21 protein-coding genes are annotated in these 22,801 nt (G+C 68.9%); 8 read left to right on the plus strand and 13 right to left on the minus strand.

The genetic code is table 11. The features are described 5' to 3' along the window. Positions 1-277: 277 nt before the first annotated feature. Positions 278-3,487, plus strand: coding sequence for a GAF domain-containing protein (locus tag Y590_RS22500; protein WP_060771806.1), 3,210 nt, complete (start codon positions 278-280; stop codon positions 3,485-3,487). Between the two features lie 67 nt (positions 3,488-3,554). Here Y590_RS22500 and Y590_RS22505 read toward each other — a convergent pair whose 3' ends face one another. From Y590_RS22505 to Y590_RS22535, 7 genes are all read right to left on the minus strand, one after another. After that, positions 3,555-3,839 (minus strand): SH3 domain-containing protein, encoded by a 285-nt coding sequence (locus Y590_RS22505; protein WP_060771807.1) that lies wholly within the window; start codon positions 3,837-3,839, stop codon positions 3,555-3,557. Positions 3,840-3,851: 12 nt separating this feature from the next. Next, positions 3,852-4,613, minus strand: coding sequence for an SDR family NAD(P)-dependent oxidoreductase (locus Y590_RS22510; RefSeq protein ID WP_060771808.1), 762 nt, complete (start codon positions 4,611-4,613; stop codon positions 3,852-3,854). Next, entirely contained in the window at positions 4,610-5,896 is a 1,287-nt protein-coding gene (locus Y590_RS22515; RefSeq protein ID WP_060771809.1) for a beta-ketoacyl-ACP synthase, read from the minus strand. Before Y590_RS22515 ends, Y590_RS22510 begins: the two co-directional genes overlap by 4 nt. Positions 5,897-6,026: 130 nt before the next feature. Further along, positions 6,027-7,172 (minus strand): beta-ketoacyl-ACP synthase, encoded by a 1,146-nt coding sequence (locus Y590_RS22520; RefSeq protein WP_060771810.1) that lies wholly within the window; start codon positions 7,170-7,172, stop codon positions 6,027-6,029. Beyond that, on the minus strand, positions 7,169-7,633 hold the full coding sequence (locus tag Y590_RS22525) for a 3-hydroxyacyl-ACP dehydratase FabZ family protein (protein ID WP_060771811.1): 465 nt from the start codon (positions 7,631-7,633) through the stop codon (positions 7,169-7,171). Before Y590_RS22525 ends, Y590_RS22520 begins: the two co-directional genes overlap by 4 nt. A gap of 28 nt (positions 7,634-7,661) precedes the next feature. Then, positions 7,662-7,958 (minus strand): acyl carrier protein, encoded by a 297-nt coding sequence (locus Y590_RS22530; protein WP_003601886.1) that lies wholly within the window; start codon positions 7,956-7,958, stop codon positions 7,662-7,664. A gap of 205 nt (positions 7,959-8,163) precedes the next feature. Beyond that, complete coding sequence (locus Y590_RS22535) at positions 8,164-8,652, minus strand: hypothetical protein (RefSeq protein ID WP_060771812.1); 489 nt, start codon at positions 8,650-8,652, stop codon at positions 8,164-8,166. A gap of 204 nt (positions 8,653-8,856) precedes the next feature. Between Y590_RS22535 and Y590_RS22540 the strand changes: the two genes are divergently transcribed. Further along, the gene (locus Y590_RS22540; RefSeq protein WP_286161806.1) at positions 8,857-9,165 is read left to right on the plus strand and encodes a diguanylate cyclase domain-containing protein; all 309 of its coding nucleotides are present in this window, start codon (positions 8,857-8,859) and stop codon (positions 9,163-9,165) included. A 42-nt stretch (positions 9,166-9,207) separates the two neighbouring features. After that, a complete protein-coding gene (locus Y590_RS22545; RefSeq protein ID WP_060771814.1) occupies positions 9,208-10,287 on the plus strand; it encodes an AI-2E family transporter in 1,080 nt (359 codons plus the stop codon). Between the two features lie 4 nt (positions 10,288-10,291). Here Y590_RS22545 and kdoO read toward each other — a convergent pair whose 3' ends face one another. Beyond that, the gene (gene kdoO, locus Y590_RS22550) at positions 10,292-11,161 is read right to left on the minus strand and encodes a Kdo hydroxylase KdoO (RefSeq protein ID WP_060771815.1); all 870 of its coding nucleotides are present in this window, start codon (positions 11,159-11,161) and stop codon (positions 10,292-10,294) included. 234 nt (positions 11,162-11,395) lie between these two features. Between kdoO and Y590_RS22555 the strand changes: the two genes are divergently transcribed. From Y590_RS22555 to Y590_RS22565, 3 genes are read left to right on the plus strand one after another with little or no spacing between them, the layout of a single operon-like run. After that, positions 11,396-11,830: a hypothetical protein gene (locus Y590_RS22555; protein ID WP_060771816.1), complete on the plus strand. Its 435-nt coding sequence runs from the start codon at positions 11,396-11,398 to the stop codon at positions 11,828-11,830. Between the two features lie 4 nt (positions 11,831-11,834). After that, positions 11,835-12,248 carry a cupin domain-containing protein gene (locus Y590_RS22560; protein WP_060771817.1) on the plus strand — a complete coding sequence of 138 codons (414 nt, stop codon included), beginning with the start codon at positions 11,835-11,837 and terminating at the stop codon, positions 12,246-12,248. A gap of 45 nt (positions 12,249-12,293) precedes the next feature. Continuing rightward, positions 12,294-12,605: a hypothetical protein gene (locus tag Y590_RS22565; protein ID WP_060771818.1), complete on the plus strand. Its 312-nt coding sequence runs from the start codon at positions 12,294-12,296 to the stop codon at positions 12,603-12,605. Between the two features lie 74 nt (positions 12,606-12,679). Here Y590_RS22565 and Y590_RS22570 read toward each other — a convergent pair whose 3' ends face one another. Then, complete coding sequence (locus Y590_RS22570) at positions 12,680-13,150, minus strand: Hsp20 family protein (protein ID WP_060771819.1); 471 nt, start codon at positions 13,148-13,150, stop codon at positions 12,680-12,682. Between the two features lie 182 nt (positions 13,151-13,332). On the opposite strand from Y590_RS22570, the gene Y590_RS22575 reads away from it, so the two are divergent. Together Y590_RS22575 and Y590_RS22580 are read left to right on the plus strand one after the other, a co-directional pair. Further along, positions 13,333-14,325 (plus strand): alpha/beta fold hydrolase, encoded by a 993-nt coding sequence (locus tag Y590_RS22575; RefSeq protein WP_060771820.1) that lies wholly within the window; start codon positions 13,333-13,335, stop codon positions 14,323-14,325. Positions 14,326-15,060: 735 nt separating this feature from the next. After that, positions 15,061-17,412, plus strand: a complete 2,352-nt coding sequence (locus Y590_RS22580; protein ID WP_060771821.1) for a hemolysin — start codon at positions 15,061-15,063, stop codon at positions 17,410-17,412. Positions 17,413-17,577: 165 nt separating this feature from the next. Here Y590_RS22580 and hisN read toward each other — a convergent pair whose 3' ends face one another. From hisN to Y590_RS22600, 4 genes are all read right to left on the minus strand, one after another. Continuing rightward, positions 17,578-18,369 carry a histidinol-phosphatase gene (gene hisN / locus Y590_RS22585; RefSeq protein ID WP_060771822.1) on the minus strand — a complete coding sequence of 264 codons (792 nt, stop codon included), beginning with the start codon at positions 18,367-18,369 and terminating at the stop codon, positions 17,578-17,580. A gap of 79 nt (positions 18,370-18,448) precedes the next feature. Further along, positions 18,449-20,473 carry an AI-2E family transporter gene (locus Y590_RS22590; RefSeq protein WP_060771823.1) on the minus strand — a complete coding sequence of 675 codons (2,025 nt, stop codon included), beginning with the start codon at positions 20,471-20,473 and terminating at the stop codon, positions 18,449-18,451. A gap of 240 nt (positions 20,474-20,713) precedes the next feature. Beyond that, entirely contained in the window at positions 20,714-21,493 is a 780-nt protein-coding gene (locus Y590_RS22595) for a LamB/YcsF family protein (protein WP_060771824.1), read from the minus strand. Next, entirely contained in the window at positions 21,490-21,792 is a 303-nt protein-coding gene (locus Y590_RS22600) for a helix-turn-helix domain-containing protein (protein WP_060771825.1), read from the minus strand. Before Y590_RS22600 ends, Y590_RS22595 begins: the two co-directional genes overlap by 4 nt. Between the last annotated feature and the right edge of the window lie 1,009 nt (positions 21,793-22,801).

Raw genomic sequence — 22,801 nt, forward strand, 5'->3', positions numbered from 1 at the left:
GGAGCCCCCTCCAGCTCCGGCGCATCGACGACGCGCTGACCGGTTCGGGCGCCTCCCGGTTCGAAGGACGGTTCCTCTCGATCCCGTCCGACACCGTTGCGTGATTGATACAGAACGCTAGGTGACTTTTGGATCGGAGCATGTCTTTCACATAAGGATGTGTCGAGTAGGCAGCGAATGGCCAACCGGTGCGGGAATGTCCGCGCGTATTCGTGCTTACGATTGGGCACGGACACCTCTTGGTGCCATTGCTGATTGGCCGCAGAGCTTGAGGACGATGGTCGAGTTGATGCTCGGCTCTCCTTTGCCGGCCGCGATCGCCTGGGGACCTGAACTTACGGTAATCCATAACGACAGTTTCGACGCGATCGACAACTTCAGCGATCCGCCACCCCTTGGCCGCCCGTTCACGAAAGTCTGGCCAAAGCCGGAAAGCGACGGCATCGTCCACTCGATACGACAGGGGCAGGCTCGTCAGATCATTGATCGCTACTGGGATCTGCCTGCGCGGCCGGAGCGACCCTTCGGCTGGTTCACGTCTCAGTGGACGCCCTTGCGGGACGAAGCGGGAGGCTTCGCCGGGTTCTATCTCTCGGCCTTCGAGACGACCGATCGCGTCCTCGTCGAGCGGGCCTTGCTCGAGCGCGAGGAGCAGCAGGCCTTCGTGCTCGGCCTCAGCGACGCGCTGCGCCCCCTGGCCGATCCGCTCGAAGTCCAGGCCGTGGCCTGCCGCTTGCTCGGTGAGCACCTTCAGGCCGACTACACGTACTACCTCAACCTGTACGAGGCGGAGGGTTTCGCGATCATCGCACAGGATTTTGCGCGCGCAGGTCTCCCCTCGCGAGCCGGGAAATATCCCCTCAGCCTCGTCGGTTGGGCGATGCCCCATCAGCGTCAGGGCCAGCCGATCGCGATCACGGACGTGCAGACATCCCCCCTGGTCCCCGACGACTGCCGGGAGAAGGTGCTGGCCGATCGTGTCGTGAGCCTGCTCGGCATTCCGCTGGCGAAGCAGGACCGCCTCGTCGGCGCACTTGCGATCTCCATGACGACACCGCGAGAATGGACCCCCGCGGAGATCACGCTGGCCACCGAGATCGGCGAGCGCACCTGGGCGGCGATGGAGCGGGCCCGTGCGGAGAAGACGGCGCGCGAGGCCGACATTCGCCTGCGCACCATGGCCGATGCCGCACCCGTCCTGATCTGGGACGCGGATTCGAGCGGCGCGATCCTCGTCAATGACCACTATCTCGACTTCTTCGGAGTCGGCTTCGAGGCCGTGGCGGGGCATGGCTGGCAGAAGTTCCTGCATCCCGAGGATGCCGAGCGACACCTTTCTCTCTTCCAAGGGGCGTTTGCGCAGCGCCATTGCTTCACCGACGAGGCCCGGCTCCGCCGTGCCGACGGGCAGTACCGCTGGCTCAGCACGTCAGGCCGCCCGCTGGAGGACGGGCGCTTCGTCGGCGTCTCGATCGACGTCACCGAGCGGCGCCTTGCCGAGGAGCGCATCAGGCGCAACAACGCCGTTCTCCAAGCGATCAACCTCGTCTTCAGCGAGACGCTCGGCGCCTCCTCGGAGGAGGAACTGGCGCGCATCTCCCTCGATGTCGCCGAGGAGCTGACGGGCAGCGCCATCGGCTTCATGGGCGAGATCGACAAGACCACCGGGCGCCTCGACGGCCTGTTCTTCAGCGACCGGAGCCGGGCCCGCTACGCCGCGCGCACATCGGACGGAGATGACCGCGTCCCGATGGGCAAGTCGGCCCTGGGGCTCGCGATTCATGGCATCTACGGGCGGGTGTTGCAGGACGGCGCGGGCATCATCGTCAACGATCCCGCCTCCCACCCCGACCGCGTCGGCACGCCGGCCGGCCACCTGCCGCTGACGGCCTTCCTCGGCGTGCCGCTGAAGCAGGGCGACAGGACGCGGGGTATGATCGGGCTCGGCAACCGCCCGGGCGGCTACCGTTCGGAGGACCTGGAGGCGGCGGAAGCGCTGGCGCCCGCGATCTGGCACGCCCTGCGCAGCAAGCGGGCGGAACTGCGCCTGCGCGAGAGCGAGGAGCGTTTCCGGCAATTCGCCGAGGCCTCCTCCGACGTCCTCTGGATCCGCGATGCGGAGACTCTCGCGATGGAGTACGTGAGTCCGGCCCTGCGGACGGTCTACGGCATCGAACCCAGCGTGCTCGGCCCCGATATCCGGCGGTGGGCAAGCCACATGCTGCCGGAGGATCGCGAGCACGCCCTGCAGAACCTGCAGCGGGCAGCGACCGGCCAATCGCTGCTGAACGAGTTCCGCATCCAGCGGCCGAGCGACGGCGCCTTCCGCTGGATCCGCAGCACCCTGTTCCCCTTGCGCGACGAGCAGGGCCGGGTGCGGCGCATCGGCGGTCTTTCCTCCGACATGACTGAGGCCAAGTTGCTGGTCGACCATCAGGCCGTATTGCTCGCCGAGCTGCAGCACAGGGTGCGCAACATCATGGCGGTGACCCGCTCGATCGTCGCCCGCACGGGCGAGCGGGCGGAGACCGTATCCGACTACGCGTCCCTGGTGGGAGGGCGCCTCCTGTCGCTGGCCCGCGTGCAGGCCCTGCTGACCCGCTCTCCCAATGCCGGTGTGCTGGTCGCCACCATCGTCCGCGACGAGATCGACGCCCAGGACCTGCGCGCGGACCAGTACGATCTGTCGGGACCCAAAGTCGAACTCTCGCCCAAGGCGGCGGAGATCCTGACCCTCGCCGTTCACGAACTGGCGACCAACGCCCTGAAATATGGAGCCTTGTCGGTGTCGGAGGGCCGCGTGCGGGTGCGCTGGTCCTTGTTCGAGAAGAAGGGCGAGGCCTGGCTCGGCTTCGATTGGGCGGAAGATGGCGTGCCGAAAGCGAAGATTGCAGCTGAACACGAGGCAAATGGCCGCACCGGTGCGCGCCGCGGTTTTGGCCGCGAACTAATCGAGGGGCGCCTGCCTTACGAACTCGGGGGGCGCGGCCGCCTGGAGATCGGTCCGGAGGGGGCGCGGTGCCGCCTCGAATTCCCGCTCCGCGTCGGCGCCAGCATTCTAGAAACCGATGCCCCGCAACGCGCGACCGTGTTCGGAGGAGCGCTCGACATGACCGGTCAACCAGACCTGAGCGGCTATCGCATCCTCGTGGTGGAGGACGATTACTATCTCGCCACCGATACGGCACGCGCGCTTCAGGGAGCGGGTGCGGAGGTGGTCGGCCCCTGCCCCAGCGAGGAGGCGGCGCGCGAGGCGCTCGACGAAGGTGCGCTGGCGGCGGCGCTGGTGGATATCAATCTCGGCTCAGGGCCGTCCTTCACCCTGGCGGCCCTGCTTCGGGAGCGCGGCGTGCCGTTCGTGTTCATCACCGGTTACGACGAGGGGGTGATTCCGCCGGATTTCGCGGATGTGGAGCGTCTCCAGAAGCCGGTCGAGCTGAAACGCGTGGTCAATTTCCTCGCCGAGGCGCTCCACGCGGTGCCGTGAGATCACCGGAGCCCGCTGTTCGGGGATGCCGCGCCTGTGTTCGTCGTCCGGGACGTCGGCTCGGATCTCAATCCGGCGTCAGGTAGCGCCGCCGCGCCCAGCCGAGGGTGCGGTCGAACTTCACCCGGCACCATGTCAGCCCGCTCGGCGTCTCGTTGGTGCAGCCGAAGCCGAGCACCCGGCGCCCGACCGGGATCTGTCCAAGGGCCGGCGCGCCCGCATCCGGCGTCTCGCGGATCGTCAGGCTGTCGTCCCGCGGCAGGCCCTCGACCCGGAAGGTCTCCGCGCCCCAGGCGGAGCCTCCCCCTGCGAGCAGCAGAGCGAGGGCGAGGCGGGGCAGGGAGCGGGACATCGCCGGCAGGCTTCAGGTGCGGTGGATGCCCATCATCGCGGTCAAACCGCCATCGACGGGTAGCACCGCACCGGTGATGTAGGCCCCGCCCTCTCCGATCAGGAACGCGGCCATCGCCGCGACCTCTTCCGGCTTGGCGAAACGTCCGAGCGGGATCTGGCGCTCGATCCCCTCGCGGTGGCTGGCATAGGCCGCCAGCATCTCGGTGTCGATGAAGCCGGGAGCGATGACGTTGACGGTGACGCCGCGCTTGGCCGACTCGATCGCCAGCGTGCGGCAATAGGCGATCAGGGCGCCCTTGGTCGCCGCGTAAGCGGCATTGCCGGCATTGGCCTGGAGCGCGGCCACCGAACCGATGGCGACGATGCGGCCGGCGCGCGCCCGGATCATCCCACGCACCAGCGCCTTGGCGATCCGGGTCATCGACCAGAAGTTCACCTGCATCGCTGCCTCGGCCCGCTCGCGGTCGAGCATGGCCGCCAGCGCATCCGCCGACTGGCCGGCATTGTGGACGTAGCCGTAGAAGCCCTCGCCCTCGGCCCATTCGCAGAACGCCTCCACCGCGTCGCGGTCCGACAGGTCGAGGGCGCGGGCGGTGAGGCTGCCTTCGCCATGCATCGGCACGAGCTCGTCGGCGAGCGCCTGCGCCCGCTCCGGCGAAGAGCGGTAGGTGAAGGTGACGGCGTGGCCGGCCGCCGCCAGGGCGCGGACGGTCGCCGCACCGAGCCCGGAGGCACCGCCGACGACGAGGACGGATTTTCTTTCGTCGCTCATGCCGGCTCGTCTCCCAGAACCAGGCAGGTGTTCTGCCCGCCGAAGCCGAAGGAATTCGAGAGGATCCGCGAGACGCGGGTGTCGCGGGCGCTTCCCACCACGTCGAGGAGCAGCGCTGGATCGGGCACCGCGTAGTTGATGGTCGGCGGGATGCGCCCATTCTGGATCGTCAGCAGCGAGACCACCGCCTCGATCGCGCCGGCCGCGGTCAGCGTATGGCCGATCATCGACTTGTTGGAGGAGATCGGCAGACGCTCCACCCGCTCGCCGAACACCGCCGAGCAGCCGAGCGCCTCCATCTTGTCGTTCTCCGGCGTCGAGGTGCCGTGGGCGTTGACGTGATCGATGGCCTCGGGCGTGACGCCGGCATCCTCGAGGGCCGCGCGCATCGCCGCGATGACCGGCGCCCCGTCGGGGCTGGAGCGGGTCCGGTGGAAGCCGTCGCCCTTCTCGCCGCAGCCGAGCACATAGCCGAGGATGTTTGCGCCGCGCGCGCGTGCCGACTCGGCACTCTCCAGCACCAGGGCGGCGGCGCCCTCGCCCATGACGAAGCCGTCGCGGTTCTTCGAGAACGGCTTCGAGGCGCCCTCCGGCGGATCGTTCTGCGTGGAGAGCGCCGAGAGCAGCGAGAAGCGGATCAGCGATTCCGGATTCACCGAGCCATCGGTGCCGATGCAGAGCGCGGCGTCCATCTCGCCCCGGCGGATCGCCTCGACGCCGAGCTGGATCGCGGTGGCGCCCGACGAGCAGGCGGTCGAGAGCGAGATCGGCGAACCGCGCGTGCCGAAGCGGTCGGCGAGCCGGTCGGCCACCGTGCCGAAGATGAACAGGTCGTGCCAGGCATCGAAGCGGCGGGAGGCGGCGGCGCGCTGAAGCCCCGCATAGGTCACCTCGTCGGGCTCGCCCGCGGCCTCCGCCAGGGCCTGCCGCTGCGGCCATTCCATCTCGACCGGCGGCACCGCCACGAACAGCCCGCCCGGAAAGCCCGCGCCGATGCCGGATTGCGTCACCGCCTCCTCGGCCGCCACCATGGCGAAGCGCTCGGACAGGAGGGGGGCCACCAGCGGGTCGGTGTCGAGGAAATCGACGGTGCCGGCGATGCGGGTGCGCAGGCCCTCGGTGGAGAAGCGGCTGATGGCGCGGATGCCGGAGCGCCCGGTCGTCAGCGCATCCCAGTTCTCGGTGGCGCCGCGGCCGAGCGAGGTGACGATGCCGAGGCCCGTCACCGCGACGAGCGGGCGTCCCAGGGCATCGTGGGTGGATGAGGAGCGCGGTTCTGGCATCGGGGCCTCAGACCATGGTTTCGGCCGGCACGCATCCGGACCGCCGCGGCGGCGGTCTCCGAAGCGGCGGACACTCGTTCTCGCATCGCGATCGTCCCGAAAGCCGGCAACCACCTTTCGGGATGATGCTCTAGATCTTCACGACGCGGATCACACCCTCGCCGCGGCGGTGGCCGACCGAGGTGACCGCGACCTCCGCGGCCGATCCTGCCGCGCAGAGTGCTGCGGCCAGAGCCGTCCCGAACGGGGCCGCGACCTCCATCGGATGACCGATCATATCGCCCGTGGCGCGGATGCGCGCGCCCGGCAGCGCCGTGTGGAGGCCGGCGATCTCCTCGGCCGCGAGGTCGGCCAGGCCGGTGGCGCCCGAGAGCACCACGTCCGGCCGCTCGATCCCGGCCTCGCCGATGAGACGGGTCAGACTCGCCGACACGCTGCCCGGCGCGCGGGCCACCCGGTCGTTGGCCACCGGCATGAGCCGGGCCAGGGCCCTGGCGCCGCGGGCGGCGGCGTGCTCGGCCGCTTCCAACACGAGGAAGGCGGCGGCACTGCCGAGCACGAAGCCGCCCGTGCCCTCGGCCCCCCGCTCGAAGACCGGCCGGTAGCTGTCCTTGAGGAGGTAGCCGCCCATCTCGTGGACGACCATCACGTCGGGCCGCTCGGCGTTGTAGGAGCCGCCCACCATCATGGTCTCGACCTGACCCGAGGCGATCCGGGCATGGCCAATGCGCAGGGCATCGACGCCGCTCGACTCCTCGCCCATGAAGGTGCGCGAGGCACCGGTGACGCCGTGGACGATACTGATGTTGCCCGCGAGCAGGTTCGAGAGCTGCGCCAGGAACAGGGTCGGCCGCAGGTCGTTGAGGAGCCGCTCGTTGAGGAAGGCGCCGGGATCGTTGGTGCCGCGCAGGCCGGTCAGGATCGCCCCATCGACCGCGTAGTCGCGTTCGCCGCCGCCCGCCGCCACCACGAGCGACAGCGCCGACTTGAAGCCGGCGTTCTCCTTCACGCCGGCCGAATCGAGCGCGAGGCCGGCGGCGTAGACGCCGAGCCGCTGCCACGCCTCCATCTGCCGCTGATCCGACTTCTTCGGGATCTGCGCGTCGAGGCTTACCGGCGCCGCCGGGTGCACCGGATAGGGCGCGAACGTCTCCGCATCCGTGCGCGGCAGCGCATTCGAGGCGAAGGCGGTCAGGTGCGTCTCGATCCCCTCGCCGGCACAGGAGACGAGGCCGATCCCGGTGACGACGACGTCGCGGGCCTGCGGACGGCTCACGGCTGCGCTCCATCCAGAAGGCCGATCTTCCGGGCGCGCTCGCGCATCGGCGCATCGAGACCGGCCGGGAACGGCATGGTGCGGAACCGCAGTTCCGCGTCGCAGAGCGCCTTGCCCTCGTGGCGGATCGCGGCCTTCGTCACCGCGTAGCCGGAGCCATCGTGCTCCAGGCTCGCCGTGATCTCGAGGGCCGCCCCCGGACCGACGAAAGAGCGGAAGCGCGCCTTGTCCACGGCCATGAGGAACGGCATCTGCGCGAAGTCGAGATGGGCCAGCACGAGGTAGCCGGAGGCCTGCGCCATGGTCTCGGTGAGCAGGACGCCCGGCACCAGCGGGTGCCCGGGGAAATGTCCCTCGAAGACCGGGCTCGCCTCGGGCACGAGCGCCCGCGCCTCGATGCGGCCGGCGGCGCGGTCGAGCCGCACCACAGAGTCGATCATCTCGAAATATTCGAGCCGCATCGCGCGTTAATCCCTGAAGCCCGACGGATCAGGCCTTGGCGGCCTTCTCGGCGACCAGAGCGTCGATGCGCGCGCAGAGGTTCTTCAGCACGAAATACTGCTCGGCCGGAACCTTGCCCTCGTTGACTTCCTGGGTCCAGCGCTCCAGCGGCAGCTTGATGCCGAAGGCCTTGTCGACCGCGAAGGCGATGTCGAGGAAGGCGAGCGAATCGATGCCGAGATCGTCGATGGCGTGGCTCTCGGGCGTGATCTTGTCACGCGGGATATCCGCCGTCTCGGCAATGATGTCCGCGACGCGGTCGAAGGTGGCGGTCTCGTTCGACATTAGGGCTGGCCGCTTTCTTGATTCTTCATATCCGGCGTCGCCAACCCTTCGCGCGGCACGCCCCCATGGCGCCCGAGCCGGTCTGCGGCCCCGCTTCGCCGCCGGTTCCCGATGGCGTCTATGAAAAGATCGCGACCCCTTACACGAAGCGATGGAGCACGGGCAACCTCGGGCGTCGCGGCCGGCCAGCCTCCCGCGCTGCTTCTCAGCCGGCTGAGCGGCTGAGGTCGAGTGCTGGCGCACGAGTGTCCGCACCCTGCCGCGGACGCTCGCGACCGGTGCGGCGGCCCTCCGCCGGCAGCGTCCGCTTGCGCTCCGCCGTGCGCGGGCGCACCAGTTCGCCGAGCGCCACGAAGCGATCGTTGTGCCGCTGCCCCGCATCCTGAATCCCGAAGCCGAGGGCGAAGGAGCGGGCGAGATCCGCATCAGCCGCCACACCGTAGCGATCGAGGGCGGCCAGGAAGACCCGCCGGAAGCCCAGCGGCGCACACCACGCCTTTTCGGCGAGCTGCATCGGCCAGGTCCACAGCCCGTCGCCGCGCCGGCTGGCGATCTCCTCACGGGCGATGAAATAGCCGCTTGCCGGGTGTTCGAGGCCTTCCTCGAGGATGCGCCAGTCGCGGTCCGGGGACGGTTGCCGCGTCGCAGGCGCCGGCCGGTCGAGCCCGTCGTCGTCGAAGCCGATCTCGATCATGGAAGCCTCCTGCCTTGCGCGCTGCGCCGAGGCAGCGAATCAGTCCGGAACGTTCCATGAACAGTGCGTCCGGGCGGCGAACAGGTCAAGCCTTTGTTCGCAGTTCGTTCCAATTCCCGCCGGGCGCTTTCCCGGCTTGCGTGCGCGTTGGACAAGACGAGGAAACCAGTCTCGGTGAGCGGAGAAAAGAAGCCGCCTGGCATCGTGAACCTGGGCCCGGACGCCTGCCTCGTCCGGCCCGGCGGCGACGAGTTCGTGCTGCTCGTGTCCGAACGAAGCCCGGCCGAGGCGCGCTGGCTCGCCGACGAAATCCGCCACGCGGTCGCCCGTGTGAACGACCTCCCGGCCTGGAGCATCAGCCTCGGCATCGCCGCGGTCGAGGTCGAGCCGGGCGAGACGGATGTTTCCGCCGCCGTCGAGCGGGCCGACCGCCCCTTTATCGCGCCAAGGCCCAGGGGCGCGACCGCGCCGCGGCCTGAAGCCGCCTCTGGATTGCCGCTGTGCCCGCCATAGGTCGCTCGCGCCGACACAGCGGCGAAACGGAGTAAGGCGGCGATGGCTGGCACGGATCGGACGGAACCTGAGGTCGCCCGCAGCCAGTGGGTGCTGCGCGCCCTCCTCGTCGCGGGGCTGCTGGCGCTCGGCGTCTACATCCTGTCCGGCTTCCTGAGGGCGCTCGTCTGGGCGGTGGTGCTCGCCATCGCCCTCTGGCCGCTCTTCGTCCGTGCGCGACGCCGCTTCCCGCCGGGGCGGCACAACATCCTGTGGCCGGCCGTCTTCACCGGCCTCGTGGCACTGGTTCTGCTGCTGCCCATCGCCGTGCTGGCGGTCGAGGCGGGCCGCGAGGCGCACGATCTCCTGGCCTATGCCCGCGAGGCCGAACGCAACGGCATTCCGGTGCCGGATTTCATCGCCCGCCTGCCCTATGGGGCTGCCGCCGTCACCGAGTGGTGGAACGCCCACCTCGCCCATGCCGGGCTGGCGCATGAACTGAGCGAGCGGCTGAACACGACCTCGAACCGCGATCTCACCCGCAGCCTCGGGGCGGGTTTGGTGCACCGGGTGGTGCTGTTCGGCTTCTGCCTGTTGGCGCTGTTCTTCCTGTTCCGCGAGGGCGATACGGTGATCGCCCAGACGCTCCGGGCGAGCCATCGCCTGTTCGGTCCGCGCGGCGAGCGGGTGGCGCGCCAGATGGTGGCCTCCGTCCACGGCACGGTGGATGGGCTCGTCCTCGTCGGGATCGGCGAGGGCTTCCTGCTCGGGATCGTCTACGCCTTTGCCGGCGTGCCGCACCCGGTGCTGTTCGGAGCGCTCACCGCGGTCGCCGCGATGATCCCATTCGGCGCGCCGCTGGCCTTCGGCCTCGCCGCCGTGCTGCTGCTAGCGGGCGGGGCGGTCGTCCCCGCCGCGATCGTGGTGGCGGCGGGTTTCGTCGTCACCTTCGTCGCCGACCATTTCGTGCGCCCGGTGCTGATCGGCGGCACCACCCGCCTGCCCTTCCTGTGGGTGCTGCTCGGCATCCTCGGCGGCGTCGAGACCTTCGGGCTGCTCGGGCTGTTCGTCGGCCCGGCGGTCATGGCCGCCCTGATCCTGCTGTGGCGGGAGCTGACGGAGGGGTCGCAGGAGCCGGCCTGACCCCTCAATGCTTCAGCGCGCGCCCGAGCTTTCGCGCCAGAATCCGCTGCGGGCTCTTCTCCGGGTCGGCCTGGTCGGCGACCGCGATGTAGGCGGTCTGCTCCAGCATGTAGCGTCCCCCCATGGCGCCGTGCATCACGAGATCGGAGAAGGTCACCCAGGACTCGCCCGGCTGGAAGCGCACATCCGCCTGGGGCGCGTTCGCCTGATAGTCCAGGTCGCGCTTCAGGGCGTCGTGCAGGTGCAGCATCAGGTGGTCGTATTCCGAGCGCTTGGCCTTGGTGATCTTGAGCGCGGCCAACACGCTCGCCGAGAGGCCGGAATAGCCCGGAAGCTTCGGCAGGAATTTTTCGGCCATCGAGCCGAAATCCTCGCCGACCCGCCACAGCCGCGGCTGCCCCTCGGCGTTGATGTTGCGGAAGATGCGCAGGATGCGCTTTTCGCCGATCGGGTTGGAGGGGAAGGCATCGACATGCATGCGCGTGTCGTCGCGCCGCCAGCTCAGCTTGCGCTTATCGACATCGAACGGCCGGTAGGATGTGCCCGCGAGCGAGACCTTGCCGCGGTAGGCCGGCAGGTAGCTGTCGATCAGATTTTCCGCGAAGCGGCGGTAGCGCACCAGGAGGTCGCGCAGGCGCGCCTGCTCCTCCGCGCTGCCGGCCCCGCCCCTCAGTTCGGCGGTCTCGTTGCGGATCGCGACGTTCTTGGCCTTGCCGTCGGCGAAGGGGCGCTCGACGAAACGCTGCTCGAAGGCGTCGAAGGGGAAGTCGAGATCGCGGAAGACGAGGACCGAGCCGCTTTCCAGCGCCTCGACGAGACCGGGCGCGCCCGGCACCGCCTCGGCGCGGGAGACGGGGTGAACGGGGCTGATCATGGCTGGCATTTCCCGCACGATTGGATGGTGCGCGGTGTAACCGACCGGCTCACGCTCTGCCAACATGCCGGCCCGCTGCGGCATCGGGTCGGCCGCGCCTGAGCGTTTTGCGGTGGACGAGAGCGTCCATCCGCTTGCCCCGCTGCTCGTGCGCGCGTCTCCTGAATCCGCAACCTGAGGCATGGGCGGAGCGTTCTTCCCGCTGAACGTCCGTTCCCGGACGAGGAGCCCGCCATGGCGACGCTGAAGGAATTCGAGGAGGCTCTGCGCGAGCACGGCATGCATATGGCGCTCGCCCTGCTGGAGCGCCTGCGCGAGCGTGACCGCCAGACCCGCACCATCCGCCCGGCCCGGCGCATCACCGGCCAGAAGATGACGCCCGATCTTGCCCGCGCGATCCTCGAACTGCACGCCTCCACCGGCATGACGCAGCAGGAGATCGCCTTCAAGGTCGGGGTCAACCAGGGCCGGGTCAACGAGGTGATCAAGCGCGGCAAGTGGCTCGACGACGACCCGCACGCCCCCGAGGCGGTGGCGCGCGACAAGGCGAAGGCGCGGATGCGTGCCGACCCCAAACCACGTCCGAAGCTCTCGGTTCGCAAGGAGACGCCGCGCGCGGCGAAGCGGCCCGCCGCCCCTCAGGGGCAGTTCGCGTTCGGGGACATGTAGCGCCATGACCGGCACGGGCGCGGCGCTCTGCCGGGTGGTGCGGCCCGGCGAGGCCTTCATCGGCAAGCAGGGACTTTCCTACGCGCCCGGCATCTCGGCGGAATCGGCGGGTGCAACGGGCCTTCACCTACAGATGGTGACGATCCCGCCGGGAGCGCGGGCCAAGGCGCACAAGCATGAGGGCCACGAGACCGCGATCTACGCGCTGGCCGGCACCTCCTGCACGTGGTGGGGCGAGCGGCTGGAGCACCACACCGAGCTGCGGCCCGGCGAATACTTCTACATTCCGGCCGGCATGCCGCACCTGCCCTACAATCCGAGCCCGACCGAGCCGTGCACGGCGCTCATCGCCCGCACCGATCCGAACGAGCAGGAAAGCGTGGTGCTGCTGCCGGAGCTCGACGGGATCCATCCGTGACGGGCATGGTTGAGGAATCGGATGTCCTCTCGCCGGACCCCCTTCATGCGATGCGCCCTGGTTTGCTCGGCCTCAATCTGCTTGGCCCTGCGCGCCGGCATCGGGCCTGCCCTGGCGCAGCGCCCCTCCACCACGACGCTCACCTGCGCCCAGGCCCGCGCCGTGGTCACGCGGCAGGGTGCGGCGGTGCTCGGCACCGGCGGGCCGACCTTCGACCGCTTCGTGCGCGACCGTTCGTTTTGCGAGGCCACCGAGATCGGCCGGCGCGCCTTCGTCCCGACCCGCGACAATCCGGGCTGCTTTGTCGGGTACACCTGCTACGAGCCCGGTCCCGGCGATCGGTTCGGGGATTTCTGATCCCTCGGCACGAAAACGCCCCGGCCTCGACGGCCGGGGCGCTCCCCTGCGGGGTCAGCCTCGCGGCTGAGCGGTCACGCGGCCTGCTGGACCGAGCCCTCGATCACCGGCTGGCTCGACGGCCGGCTGGCGATCTCGATGCGGCGCGGCTTCTTCGCCTCCGGGACCTCGCGGACGAGATCGACATGGAGGAGGCCGTTCTCCAGCGCCGCGCCGGTTACCTGAACGTGGTCGGCGAGCTGGAAGCGGCGCTCGAAGGCGCGGGCGGCGATGCCCTGGTAGAGCACTTCGGCGGACTTGCCCTCGGCGGGTTTGCGCTCGCCCTTGATGGTGAGGGCGTTCTCCTTCACCTCGATCGACAGGTCGGCTTCGGTGAAGCCGGCGACCGCGACGGTGACGCGATAGACGTTCTCACCGGTGCGCTCGATGTTGTAGGGCGGGTAGGTCGGAGCCGCCTCGGTGCTCACGAAACCGTCGAGGGCCGAGAACAGGCGGTCGAAACCGACGGTGGAACGGTACAGGGGAGCAAGATCGAACTGACGCATCACATATCCTCCAGAAGAAGCAACATGATCGATGTATTCGGGTCCGCCCGTAGGCCGGACCGTCGCGCCGCCGTCTCGGCCGGCGCATCGATGATATTGGTAGGCCCCAAAAACCGTGCAAGGGTCTGTTTGCGGGGATTTCGCGTGAGCTTGAGCAAAAATTTTTCCGGGGTGAGCCAGCCGTGCTGACCCTCCGTCCCACCCCCGGCAATCCGGTGCCGCCCGGCGCCCGCCTCGTGCCGGTCGAGACCGCCGACGGCGTCCCCTTGCGGGCCGCGACGTGGCAGCCGACGACGCGGGGCGTGAAGGGCACGGTCTGCCTGCTTCAGGGCCGGGCCGAGTTCATCGAGAAATATTTCGAGACGATCAGCGACTTGCGCGCCCGCGGCTTCTGCGTGGTCGCCTTCGACTGGCGCGGCCAGGGCGATTCCGGCCGTCAGGTCCGCGACGCCCACAAGGGCCATGTCCGTCACTTCGATGATTACCCCCTCGATCTGCAGGCGATCACCGAGACCGTGCTCGTGCCGATGATGCCCGAGCCGCATTTCGGGCTCGCCCATTCCATGGGCGGGGCGGTGGCGCTGATACGCGCGGCGGAGGGCCGGCTGCCGTTCCGGCGGCTCGTCACCGTCGCCCCGATGCTGTCGATCCGCATGGTGCGCTGGCCGGCGGGCGCCTCGCTGCTGGCGCGGGGCCTGCATCGGCTCGGGCTCGGGCGCTGTTACATCCCCTTCGGCAAGGCCGTCTCGATCGCCACGAAGCCGTTCGCCGGCAACCGCCTCTCGACCGATCCGGTGCGCTACGCCCGCAACGCCGAGGCCGCCCGCGCGGTCGGGGCCGGCGCGGTGGGCGATCCGACCATCGCCTGGCTCGCCTCCGCCTTCCGGGCGATGCGCCGGCTGGAGGATCCGGCCCTGATCCGGAGGATCCGCACACCCTGCCTGATCGTCGCGGCGGGCGCCGACCCGGTCTGCAGCACGCCGGCGGTCGAGCGTTTCGCCGCCCGGCTCAAGACCGGGCACCTGATCGTGCTGCCCGGCGCCCGCCACGAGATCCTGACCGAGTGCGACGCGGTCCGCACCGATTTCTGGGCGGCCTTCGACGCGTTCATCCCCGGCCATCTCGTCCATTCGGCCGCCGCCGAAGCCGCTCCTCACGCCCCCGTCGCCGGCTGAGCGGATCGGACTTCGCGGACATCCTCCGCTCGCGGCGCTGACGGTCGGCCACGTCCGACGGCTCGGTCGCAACCCGTGCGGGTGCAGGCCGGCAACCGCTCACGTGTGGCCGGGTTCGGGCTGGCCTGCGCCTCGCTGGCGTCAGCCGTGACGTCCTCGAGCGGCGCTCGTTGATCGGTTTGCGCTTCGATCCAGCGGAACCCGGATCGATCGACAGGACCACCGGTCGCGCCGCGGGCGCTTGGGGACCTCGTCATCCGGTTCGCCGGGACGCGATCCGGCCATGTCGGATCCGCAGGTCTGAAGTATTCCCGATCGGAATGTGCCGCTCGCCTTCTCGGCGCGTTCGATGTCCGGACCGCGTCGGCCCTGCACTCCATAGTAATGCCCGACGGCTGTTTTGATTTCGGATTTTCTGTTTCGCTCTTGGAGTTTCCCGGGATCGCAGCCTGTCGAAGCGAAACCTGTTCCATGTTGTTGCTGTTATATCAGTTACGTCTTGGATAAATTTGTGATCTATATGATGTCCGCTCTGAAAAATGGCGATTAAACAAGTTAAAATACTAATTTATAGGTCAATCGATCAGGAGCATCTTCATACTAGATTGCGATTCATCCGGTCTCTTGTTGGTAAAACTCAGAGCTGGCCTGTCGCGGGCCGACTTAGAGTTGCCAGACGGTGGCTGAACGGCGAAGCGATCCGGAAGCGGCGCGGATGGCTCGGAGGATGCAAGTATGGCGAAAATTTCGGTCACCTGGGCCAATGATTACTCGATCAGATCGGCGGGGGCGCAGGCCAGTCTGATCCTCGCGACGGCCCAGGCGGCTGCCGACGCCTGGGCCAAGTACATCCAAGTCGAGAGCACGATCGATATCGCGCTCGGGATCGGCAATGTCGGCGGCGGCAATTTCCTCGCCAACGGCGGTCCTGAATGGTCCTGGAACGGGAGATGGTGGGAACATACCCCCATCCTGAAGGCACGCGAGGGGTATGACCCGAACGGCGGCGCGCCGGATGCCAGAGTCACGCTCGGCGAGCACAGGCTCGGCGATTTCTTCTACGACCCGGCAGGTGTGGCAGCCGTTCCCGGCAACAAGATCGATGCCCTCACCCTCTTCCAGCACGAGATCGGCCACGCGCTGGGCTTCCTCGATTTCGCTGCCACGGACGGGGGCAACGGGGTGCTCCTCTTCAATGGAGAGAACACGCGGACGGTTCTCGGCGGCCCGGCCAGGCTCGATGCGATCCGGTCGCACGTGTGGGGAATCGAGGATCTCATGGACCCCTTTTCCAACTGGGGTAGGCGGTCCCACATCTCGGATCTCGACCTGGCCATGCTTCAGGACAAGGGGATGCCGATCTCGACCGAACGGGCCGACAAGGTCTGGCTCGGCAACCGGGCCGACACCTTCTTCGCCTATGGCGGTGACGACTGGATCGACGGCGGCGGAGGCAACGACAAGCTCTTCGGCGGCGCGGGCAACGACACGCTCATGGGCGGAAATGGGAACGACGCGCTGGACGGGGGCGCGGGCAACGACACGCTCATCGGCGGGAACGGGGGCGACGCGCTGGATGGGGGCGAAGGCACCGACAAGGCCGTGTTGACGGGCCGGAGCCAGGACTACGTCGCGCTCTACGGCACGAACGGTTCGCTCGCCGTCAAGCACCTCGCCTCCGGCAGCATCGACACGCTGACCTCGATCGAGACGCTGAACTTCGACGACACCGTGCTCGGCGTGTCGGGCCTCCTCGCCCATCTGCAGCAGCGCTTCGGCTCCGTACAGGCCGGCAAGGCGCCCTACGAGATGGCCCTGAACGCCGCCGCGGACGAGGCCTACCGCCCCGACATCCCCGAGATCGACGGCGCGTTCAGCGTCACCGCGCGGGTGCGGTTCGACGATCTCGCCGGCGGCCATTTTCAGCGCGTCTTCGATACCGGCAACGGTCCGGACAGCGACAACATCTGGCTCGGTCAGGTCGGCAACGGACGGGACATGGCCTTCGAGATCCTCGATGGCGCGATCAAGCATAGCATCATCGCCAAGGACGGCATCACCCAGGGCGTCGAGGCGCGCTGGACCGCCGGCGTCAACGAGCGGGGATGGATGTCCCTGTACAAGGACGGCGTGCTCGTCGCCGAGGGTCAGGGGACGGTGCCGCGCGACGTGCCCCGCGCGAAGGATCTCGTGGGCCAATCCAACTGGGCGCACGACAGCGCACTGAAGGGCAGCATCTACGACCTGACCTTCAAAGACGACCTGCCCGACATCCACGGCGCCTTCACCGCCAGTGCGACGGTCCGGTTCGATGATCTCGATGCCGGCGCGTGGCAGCGTGTCTACGACATCGGCAACGGTCCCGGCGCCGACAACGTCTATCTCGGCCAGATCGGCACCTCCAAAGACATGCAGTTCATGATCATGAACGGCACCAAGTCCGCCAACATCGTGGCCAAGGGCGCGATCGTCGAAGGCCAGGAAGCGACCTGGACGACCAGCGTCAACGAGACCGGTTGGATGCGCCTGTTCAAGGACGGCGTGCTCCTGTCCGAGGGACAGGGCATCGTCCCGAAGGACGTCGTGCGGATCAACGAGTTCGTCGGCAAGTCTAACTGGGCGGCGGACAAACCGCTCGTCGGCGAGGTGAGCGACCTGACGATCACGCCGTTCAAGGGCATCCCGGAAATCGACGGCGCCTTCAAGATGTTCGCCGAGGTCCGCTTCGACGATCTCGCCCACGGCAGCTTTCAGCGCGTGTTCGATACCGGCAACGGGCGGGACAGCGACAACATCTGGCTCGGCCAGGTCGGCAACGGTGACGACATGGCCTTCGAGATCTTCACGGGCGCGACGAAGCACCGGATCACGGCGGCGGATTCCATCGTCGAGGGTGAGATGGCGAAGTGGCAGGCCAGCGTGGACGAGGCCGGCTACATGCGCCTGATCAAGAACGACAAGCTCGTGGCCGAGGGGCAGGGCGCGGTTCCGCTGGATGTGCTGCGCACGAGCGATCTGGTCGGCCAGTCCAACTGGTCGTGGGATAGCGCGCTGGCCGGACAGGTGAAGGATCTGATCTTCGCCTGAGCCCGGCCCCGCCCATCGCCGGGGCGGACCCGCCTCCCCGGCGATGGAGGCGTAGGGCACGGACAAGCGCGAAGACCCGTTCGCGCCGCTCCCGTTCGCCGCCGCGATCGGGGCGGCTCCTCTCGCGAGGGACGATGTCCGGCATCCCCCCTCCGGGGCGGAACCCTACGGGTTGAGCCGCTTCAGCGCCGCCTCGTGCAGCCGGCGGTCGCCCGCCGCGACGATCCGGCCGCCCTCCGTCGCCGGGCCGCCATCCCAAGCGGTGACGACGCCACCCGCGCCCTCGACGATGGGGATCAGCGCGACGATGTCGTAGGGCTTCAATCCCGCTTCGACCACGAGGTCGATCTGGCCCGCGGCCAGCATGCAGTAGGCGTAGCAGTCGGCGCCGTAGCGGGACATCTTCACCTCCGCCTCGATCGCCCGGAAGCGTTCGGCCTCCTCGCCCTCCGCGAACAGGCGCGGATCGGTGGTGGCGAGGATGGCGTTGCCGAGCGCCTCGTTGCGGCGGGTATGCAGGGGGCGTTCGCCCTTCGCGGAGCGCACGCTCGCGGTCCTGCCGTCGCCGAGGAAGCGCTCGCCGAGATAGGGCTGGTGCATCAGGCCGCGCACCGCCGCGCCGTGATGGGTGAGCCCGATCAGCGTACCCCAGGTCGGCAGGCCGCTGATGAAGGCGCGGGTGCCGTCGATCGGGTCGAGCACCCAGACGCATTCCGCATCCGCCCGCTCGGAGCCGAACTCCTCGCCGAGGATGCCGTGGCTCGGCAGCCGGTCGTTGATCATCCGCCGCATCACCGCTTCCGCCGCCCGGTCCGCCTCGGTGACGGGGTCGAAGGCGTGGCCCGTCCCGTGGGATTTATCGTCCAGGCCGAAATGCGCCCGGAAGAACGGCAGGATCGCCGCTCCGGACTGGGTGGCGAGGTCTTCCATGAACTGGGCGAGATCGACGACGCTCATCGAGGGGCAGCCTCCCATTGACGGACTGAGACGAAGCCGTCGGCAAGTTCTTCCGTCAAGCCGTCGCGTCGCCGTCCCGTCAAGCCGGCTCGGGCAGCGCCTGCCGCGGAGGCGTGGCCGCATCGCTCCGCTCGGACCGGTCCGGACCGCCCTCGTGACGGGCGATGGCGAGGATCGTCTCGATCAGGTCGCGCAGGGAGGTGACGTGGTCGTCCGCGCCGAGCTTGGCCCGCACCGCGTCGTCGGCGAGCATCGGCTCGTCGAGGCGCCATAGCCCGGCGACGATCGGCACGGTGTCGATCTTCTGGCGCAGCCGCGAGACGAGGCGGCGCAGATGGGTCGGCTCGCCGGAGAGCGCCAGCGAGATTACGCAGACCGCTTGAGCCGGACCCGGCTCCCATTCGGCGATGCGTACCCGGGCGACCTCGGCAAAGGGCACCTGCCGGGTGCCGAAGCCGCGCTTGCGCAGGAGCTGGTCGGCGATGGCGGTCGCCGCCCCGTCGAGGAAGCCCCGGCCGGAGACGAGAAGCACCGCACCGTCGGCCCGCCACGCGGCGGGCAGCTCGCCGGGGTCGGGATCGGCGATCGGCCCGTTCTTGCAGGCGCTCTCCCCGTCGCTCTCGAAGAGGCGAGCGGATTTGGTGGCCGGATCGGGCACGGCATCCTCGCGATCCTCCAGATCCTCCACCAGAGCGGTGATCGAGGCGCGGATCTCGTCCTTCTGGCTCGGCGTCAGCACGCCGCGGGCGGCGTCGCGGGAGGCGAGTTCGAGACCCTTCAGCACGACGTCGTCGTAATAGGCCGAGAGCGAGCATTCGCGCAGGATCAGGTCGGCATGTTCCTGCGCCTCCTCCGGGTCGTCGGCCAGCATGCGCTGGTAGAAGTTCTCGATCGGCGTCAGCGCCGGGCGGTTGCTGAACAGCACGTCGAGGAATTCCAGCCGATCGACGTGGCGCCCGAGCACGACGAGGCAGACGGTGAGCGGCGTCGAGAGCAGGAGGCCGACCGGTCCCCACAGCCAGGTCCAGAACAGGGCCGAGACCAGCACCGAGAATGGCGAGACACCCGTCGAGTGGCCGTAGACCAGGGGCTCGATGATCTGCCCGACGATGGGCTCGACGAGGGCGAAGAGCAGGAAGGTCGCCAGCACCATGCTCCAGCCCGGATCGACCGCGGCCGCGAGCGCGATCGGCAGGACCGCCGAGAGGAAGGCGCCGATATAGGGCACGAAGCGCATGACGAGCGCGAAGATGCCCCACAGCACGGGGCTCGGCACGCCGATGATCCAGAGCCCGACGCCGATGACGAGGCCGAAGGCGGAGTTGAGGGCGAGCTGGCCCAGGAAGTAGCGCGAGAGCCGCCGGGCCGCGTCGTCCATCGCCACGGTCGTGCGGTGGAGGTCGCTCGAACCGGCGAGCCGGATCAGGCGGTCGCGCAGGTCTTCCCGCTGCATCAGGATGAACAGGAGGACGACGAAGACGATGCCGGCTGTGGCGAGCGGCTGGGCCACCGGCGCGAGCACGGTGGTGGCCAGTTCAAGCGGGCCCGGGCGGCGCTCCTCCACCTGCACCAGCACCGGTTTCGGCGGCTCCGGCTCGGCCTTGCGGGGATTGTCGCGGGCGGCCTGCTGTTTGGCCTTCTCCGCCGCCTCCTTGCTCTCCTCGCCGCCCTGGTGGATCGCCCGGTTGATGTTGGCGATGTAATCCATCGTCTGTCCGAGCGTGCCGGCCCGCAGCCCCTCGATCTTGCGCTCGACGGTGCGCTGGTAGCGCGGCACGTCCTGCGCGAGTTCGGCGACCTGCACGCCGATGACGGTGGACACCGCGGCGATGATCCCGGCGGCGAGCAGCACCGAGACCAGCACCGCGACGGCCCGCCCCAGCCGCAGCCGGCGCAGGAAGTTCACCAGCGGGCCGAGCACGAAGGACAGCAGCACCGCGATCGCGATGGGGATCAGCACCTCGCGCGCGAGGAAGAGACCCGCGACGATGATCGCGAACACGACGAGGGAGGAGGCGAGCGGGCCTTTGGGCGTTTCGGCCGCGGAAACGCGCGTCGGGCGCGGCGGCACGATGAAGCCCTCACCGGGGGAAATACGCTTCATGTCAGGCCGGGCTTCCCTATCACGCCACGCTTCATCCAAGGCCCGACGGATCGCGTCGCAAGGCGGGTCTCGGTTCTGTTCACAAGGGTCCGCGCGAGCGCTGCACGGCGATCCGCGGCCTATCCCGGCGATCGTCGTTACGGGCCAGCGCACGGGCCTGCGCCCGAAGGCACCTGAACTCAAGAAACCGTGAGCAGGCCGAATTCGATCCCTGAAACGTCGCCGTAACGGATTCGTCCCTCAGGACGTCGCAAAAGACTCGGCGAAGGGATGCAAGCTAAAGCCCGCCCGTTCGAGCTCGGCCCGTACCGCGCGTGCCATCGCGAGCGCTTCCGGGTTGTCGCCGTGTACGCAGACCGTGTCGATCGCGACCGGGATGCGCCGCCCGCCGAGCGTGAATACGGCGCCCTCCCCGACCATGCGGGCAACGCGCGCGGCGGCCTCGCCCGCCTCGTGGATCACCGCACCGGGCGAGGCGCGGGGGGCGAGCGTGCCGTCCTCGGCATAGGCGCGGTCGGCGTAGATTTCCCGCACGAGGCGCAGGCCGAAGCGCTCGCCGGCCCGCTCGGCGGGAAGCCCCGGCATTACGACCAAGGCGAGATCAGGGTCGACGCCGGCCACGGCACGGGCCAGCGCTTCGGCGATGGCCGCATCCTCGTTCGAAAGGTTGGCGAGCGCCCCGTGCGCCTTGACGTGGGTGACGCGGGCACCGGCCAGAGCGGCGCAGGCCTGGAGTGCGCCGATCTGATAGGCGATGTCGCGCTCGATTCTTTCGGGACGCTCCTGGATCCGGTTTCGGCCGAAGCCGCGCAGATCGTGGAAGCCGGGATGGGCGCCGATCGCCACGCCCCGCGCCTTCGCCGCAATCACCGTCTCGACCATGATGTCGGGATCACCCGCATGAAAGCCGCAGGCGACGTTGGCCGAGGTGACGATGTCGAGGAGCGCGGCGTCGTCGCCGAGGCGCCAGGGCCCGAAGCCTTCGCCGAGATCGGCGTTGAGATCGATGCGGGTGCTCACCCGGCGGCCCGCATGGATCTCGACGTCTTCCCCGGCTGCGGCCCCTGTTGTGACCCTTGCCCCGGCCGCATCATCACGCCGAAGCCTTCGCTCTCGTCGCCGATGAAGCGGATGCCCTCGCCTTCGAGCACCGTGCGGATCGCGTCCAGGGTCCTTGCGCGCGGGGCGACCTGATCGCTCTCGATCATATTCAGCGTCACCACCGACACCGCGGCCCGACTCGCCAGAACCCCTTGCGTCCATTTGAGGAGACCGCGGCCGGCGCGGATCTGGGCGGGGGTGATGGCGGATGGGTTCATGGATGGGAGATGCGTGAAGCTGAAAGAATTTTCAAGTTTCGGGTTGACGCAGTTCGGGTGCAACCGTAAGCACAACCCATCGGCTCAGCCGGGCCGGAGATGGAGCGTTCCCTCTTACCCCTACGGGTAAGCGTCCGCTCTTTCGTACCGAGGTCCGGCTCTCTGTTCGAACAACATCACCGGCGCGGGCCGGTGGGCATCGGTTATCACCTATCTCGTGAAGCCCCGATCGCCCGTTCTCACGTCCGCGCTTCCCATTGGCCCCACCTCGACGGAGCAAGGCATGAGAAACGACGATCTACGCGTCTCCGCTTTCGCCAGTCCAGGGTCTGAGCGGCCATGGTCGAAGCGGTCGTATCCGATCGCGCGAGATACGGTCGGCCACGCGGGCCGATAGCGGACGGTTATCTCAGGGAGTCGAACGCCTGACGCCTTCGGGCGGAGGGCTCGGTTGTCCGCAAGGACATTCCCGTCCGTAACCCCCATGCCCGCGTGGCCGCCGCTCCGGTTCGGCCACCCAATCCCCCCACGCCTCGTCCCGGCGGCCCCTGCGGGCCGAACGGGGACGGTTATCGATAGAGCGCCGCGGCCCACGCCGCGGAGGTCGCGAATTCGATCTTCGCCGGGCCTTGCGCCCGTAGCTCAGCAAACCCGTCCCCAACCCCCATGACCGCAGGACTGTTCGCGGCTGAGTTGTAGGAAAATATTCAGAACGCGCGGGCCGAAGAGGGAAGGTTACCGCTCCAAACGGGGATGTCGCGGGTTCGAAATCCCGCCGGATCGCAAGGTCCGTAGCTCAGCGGCAGAGCACCACACGCCTTTCCTCACACCATGACCGCGCGGCCTGAGGCCGGACACCCGTCCGGACGAGGAGCGCAAACCAACAAAAATTCGGCCGTGCGGGCCGATGGAGACAGGTGATCGTCGGCCGAAAGGCCGGGTTCGAATCCCACGGGCCGCGAGGTCCGATGCCCGGGTGGCGGACGGGCGACGCAGGCCGCGCGAGCGG

This window comes from Methylobacterium sp. AMS5 (genome assembly GCF_001542815.1).
Classification (GTDB): Bacteria; Pseudomonadota; Alphaproteobacteria; order Rhizobiales; family Beijerinckiaceae; genus Methylobacterium.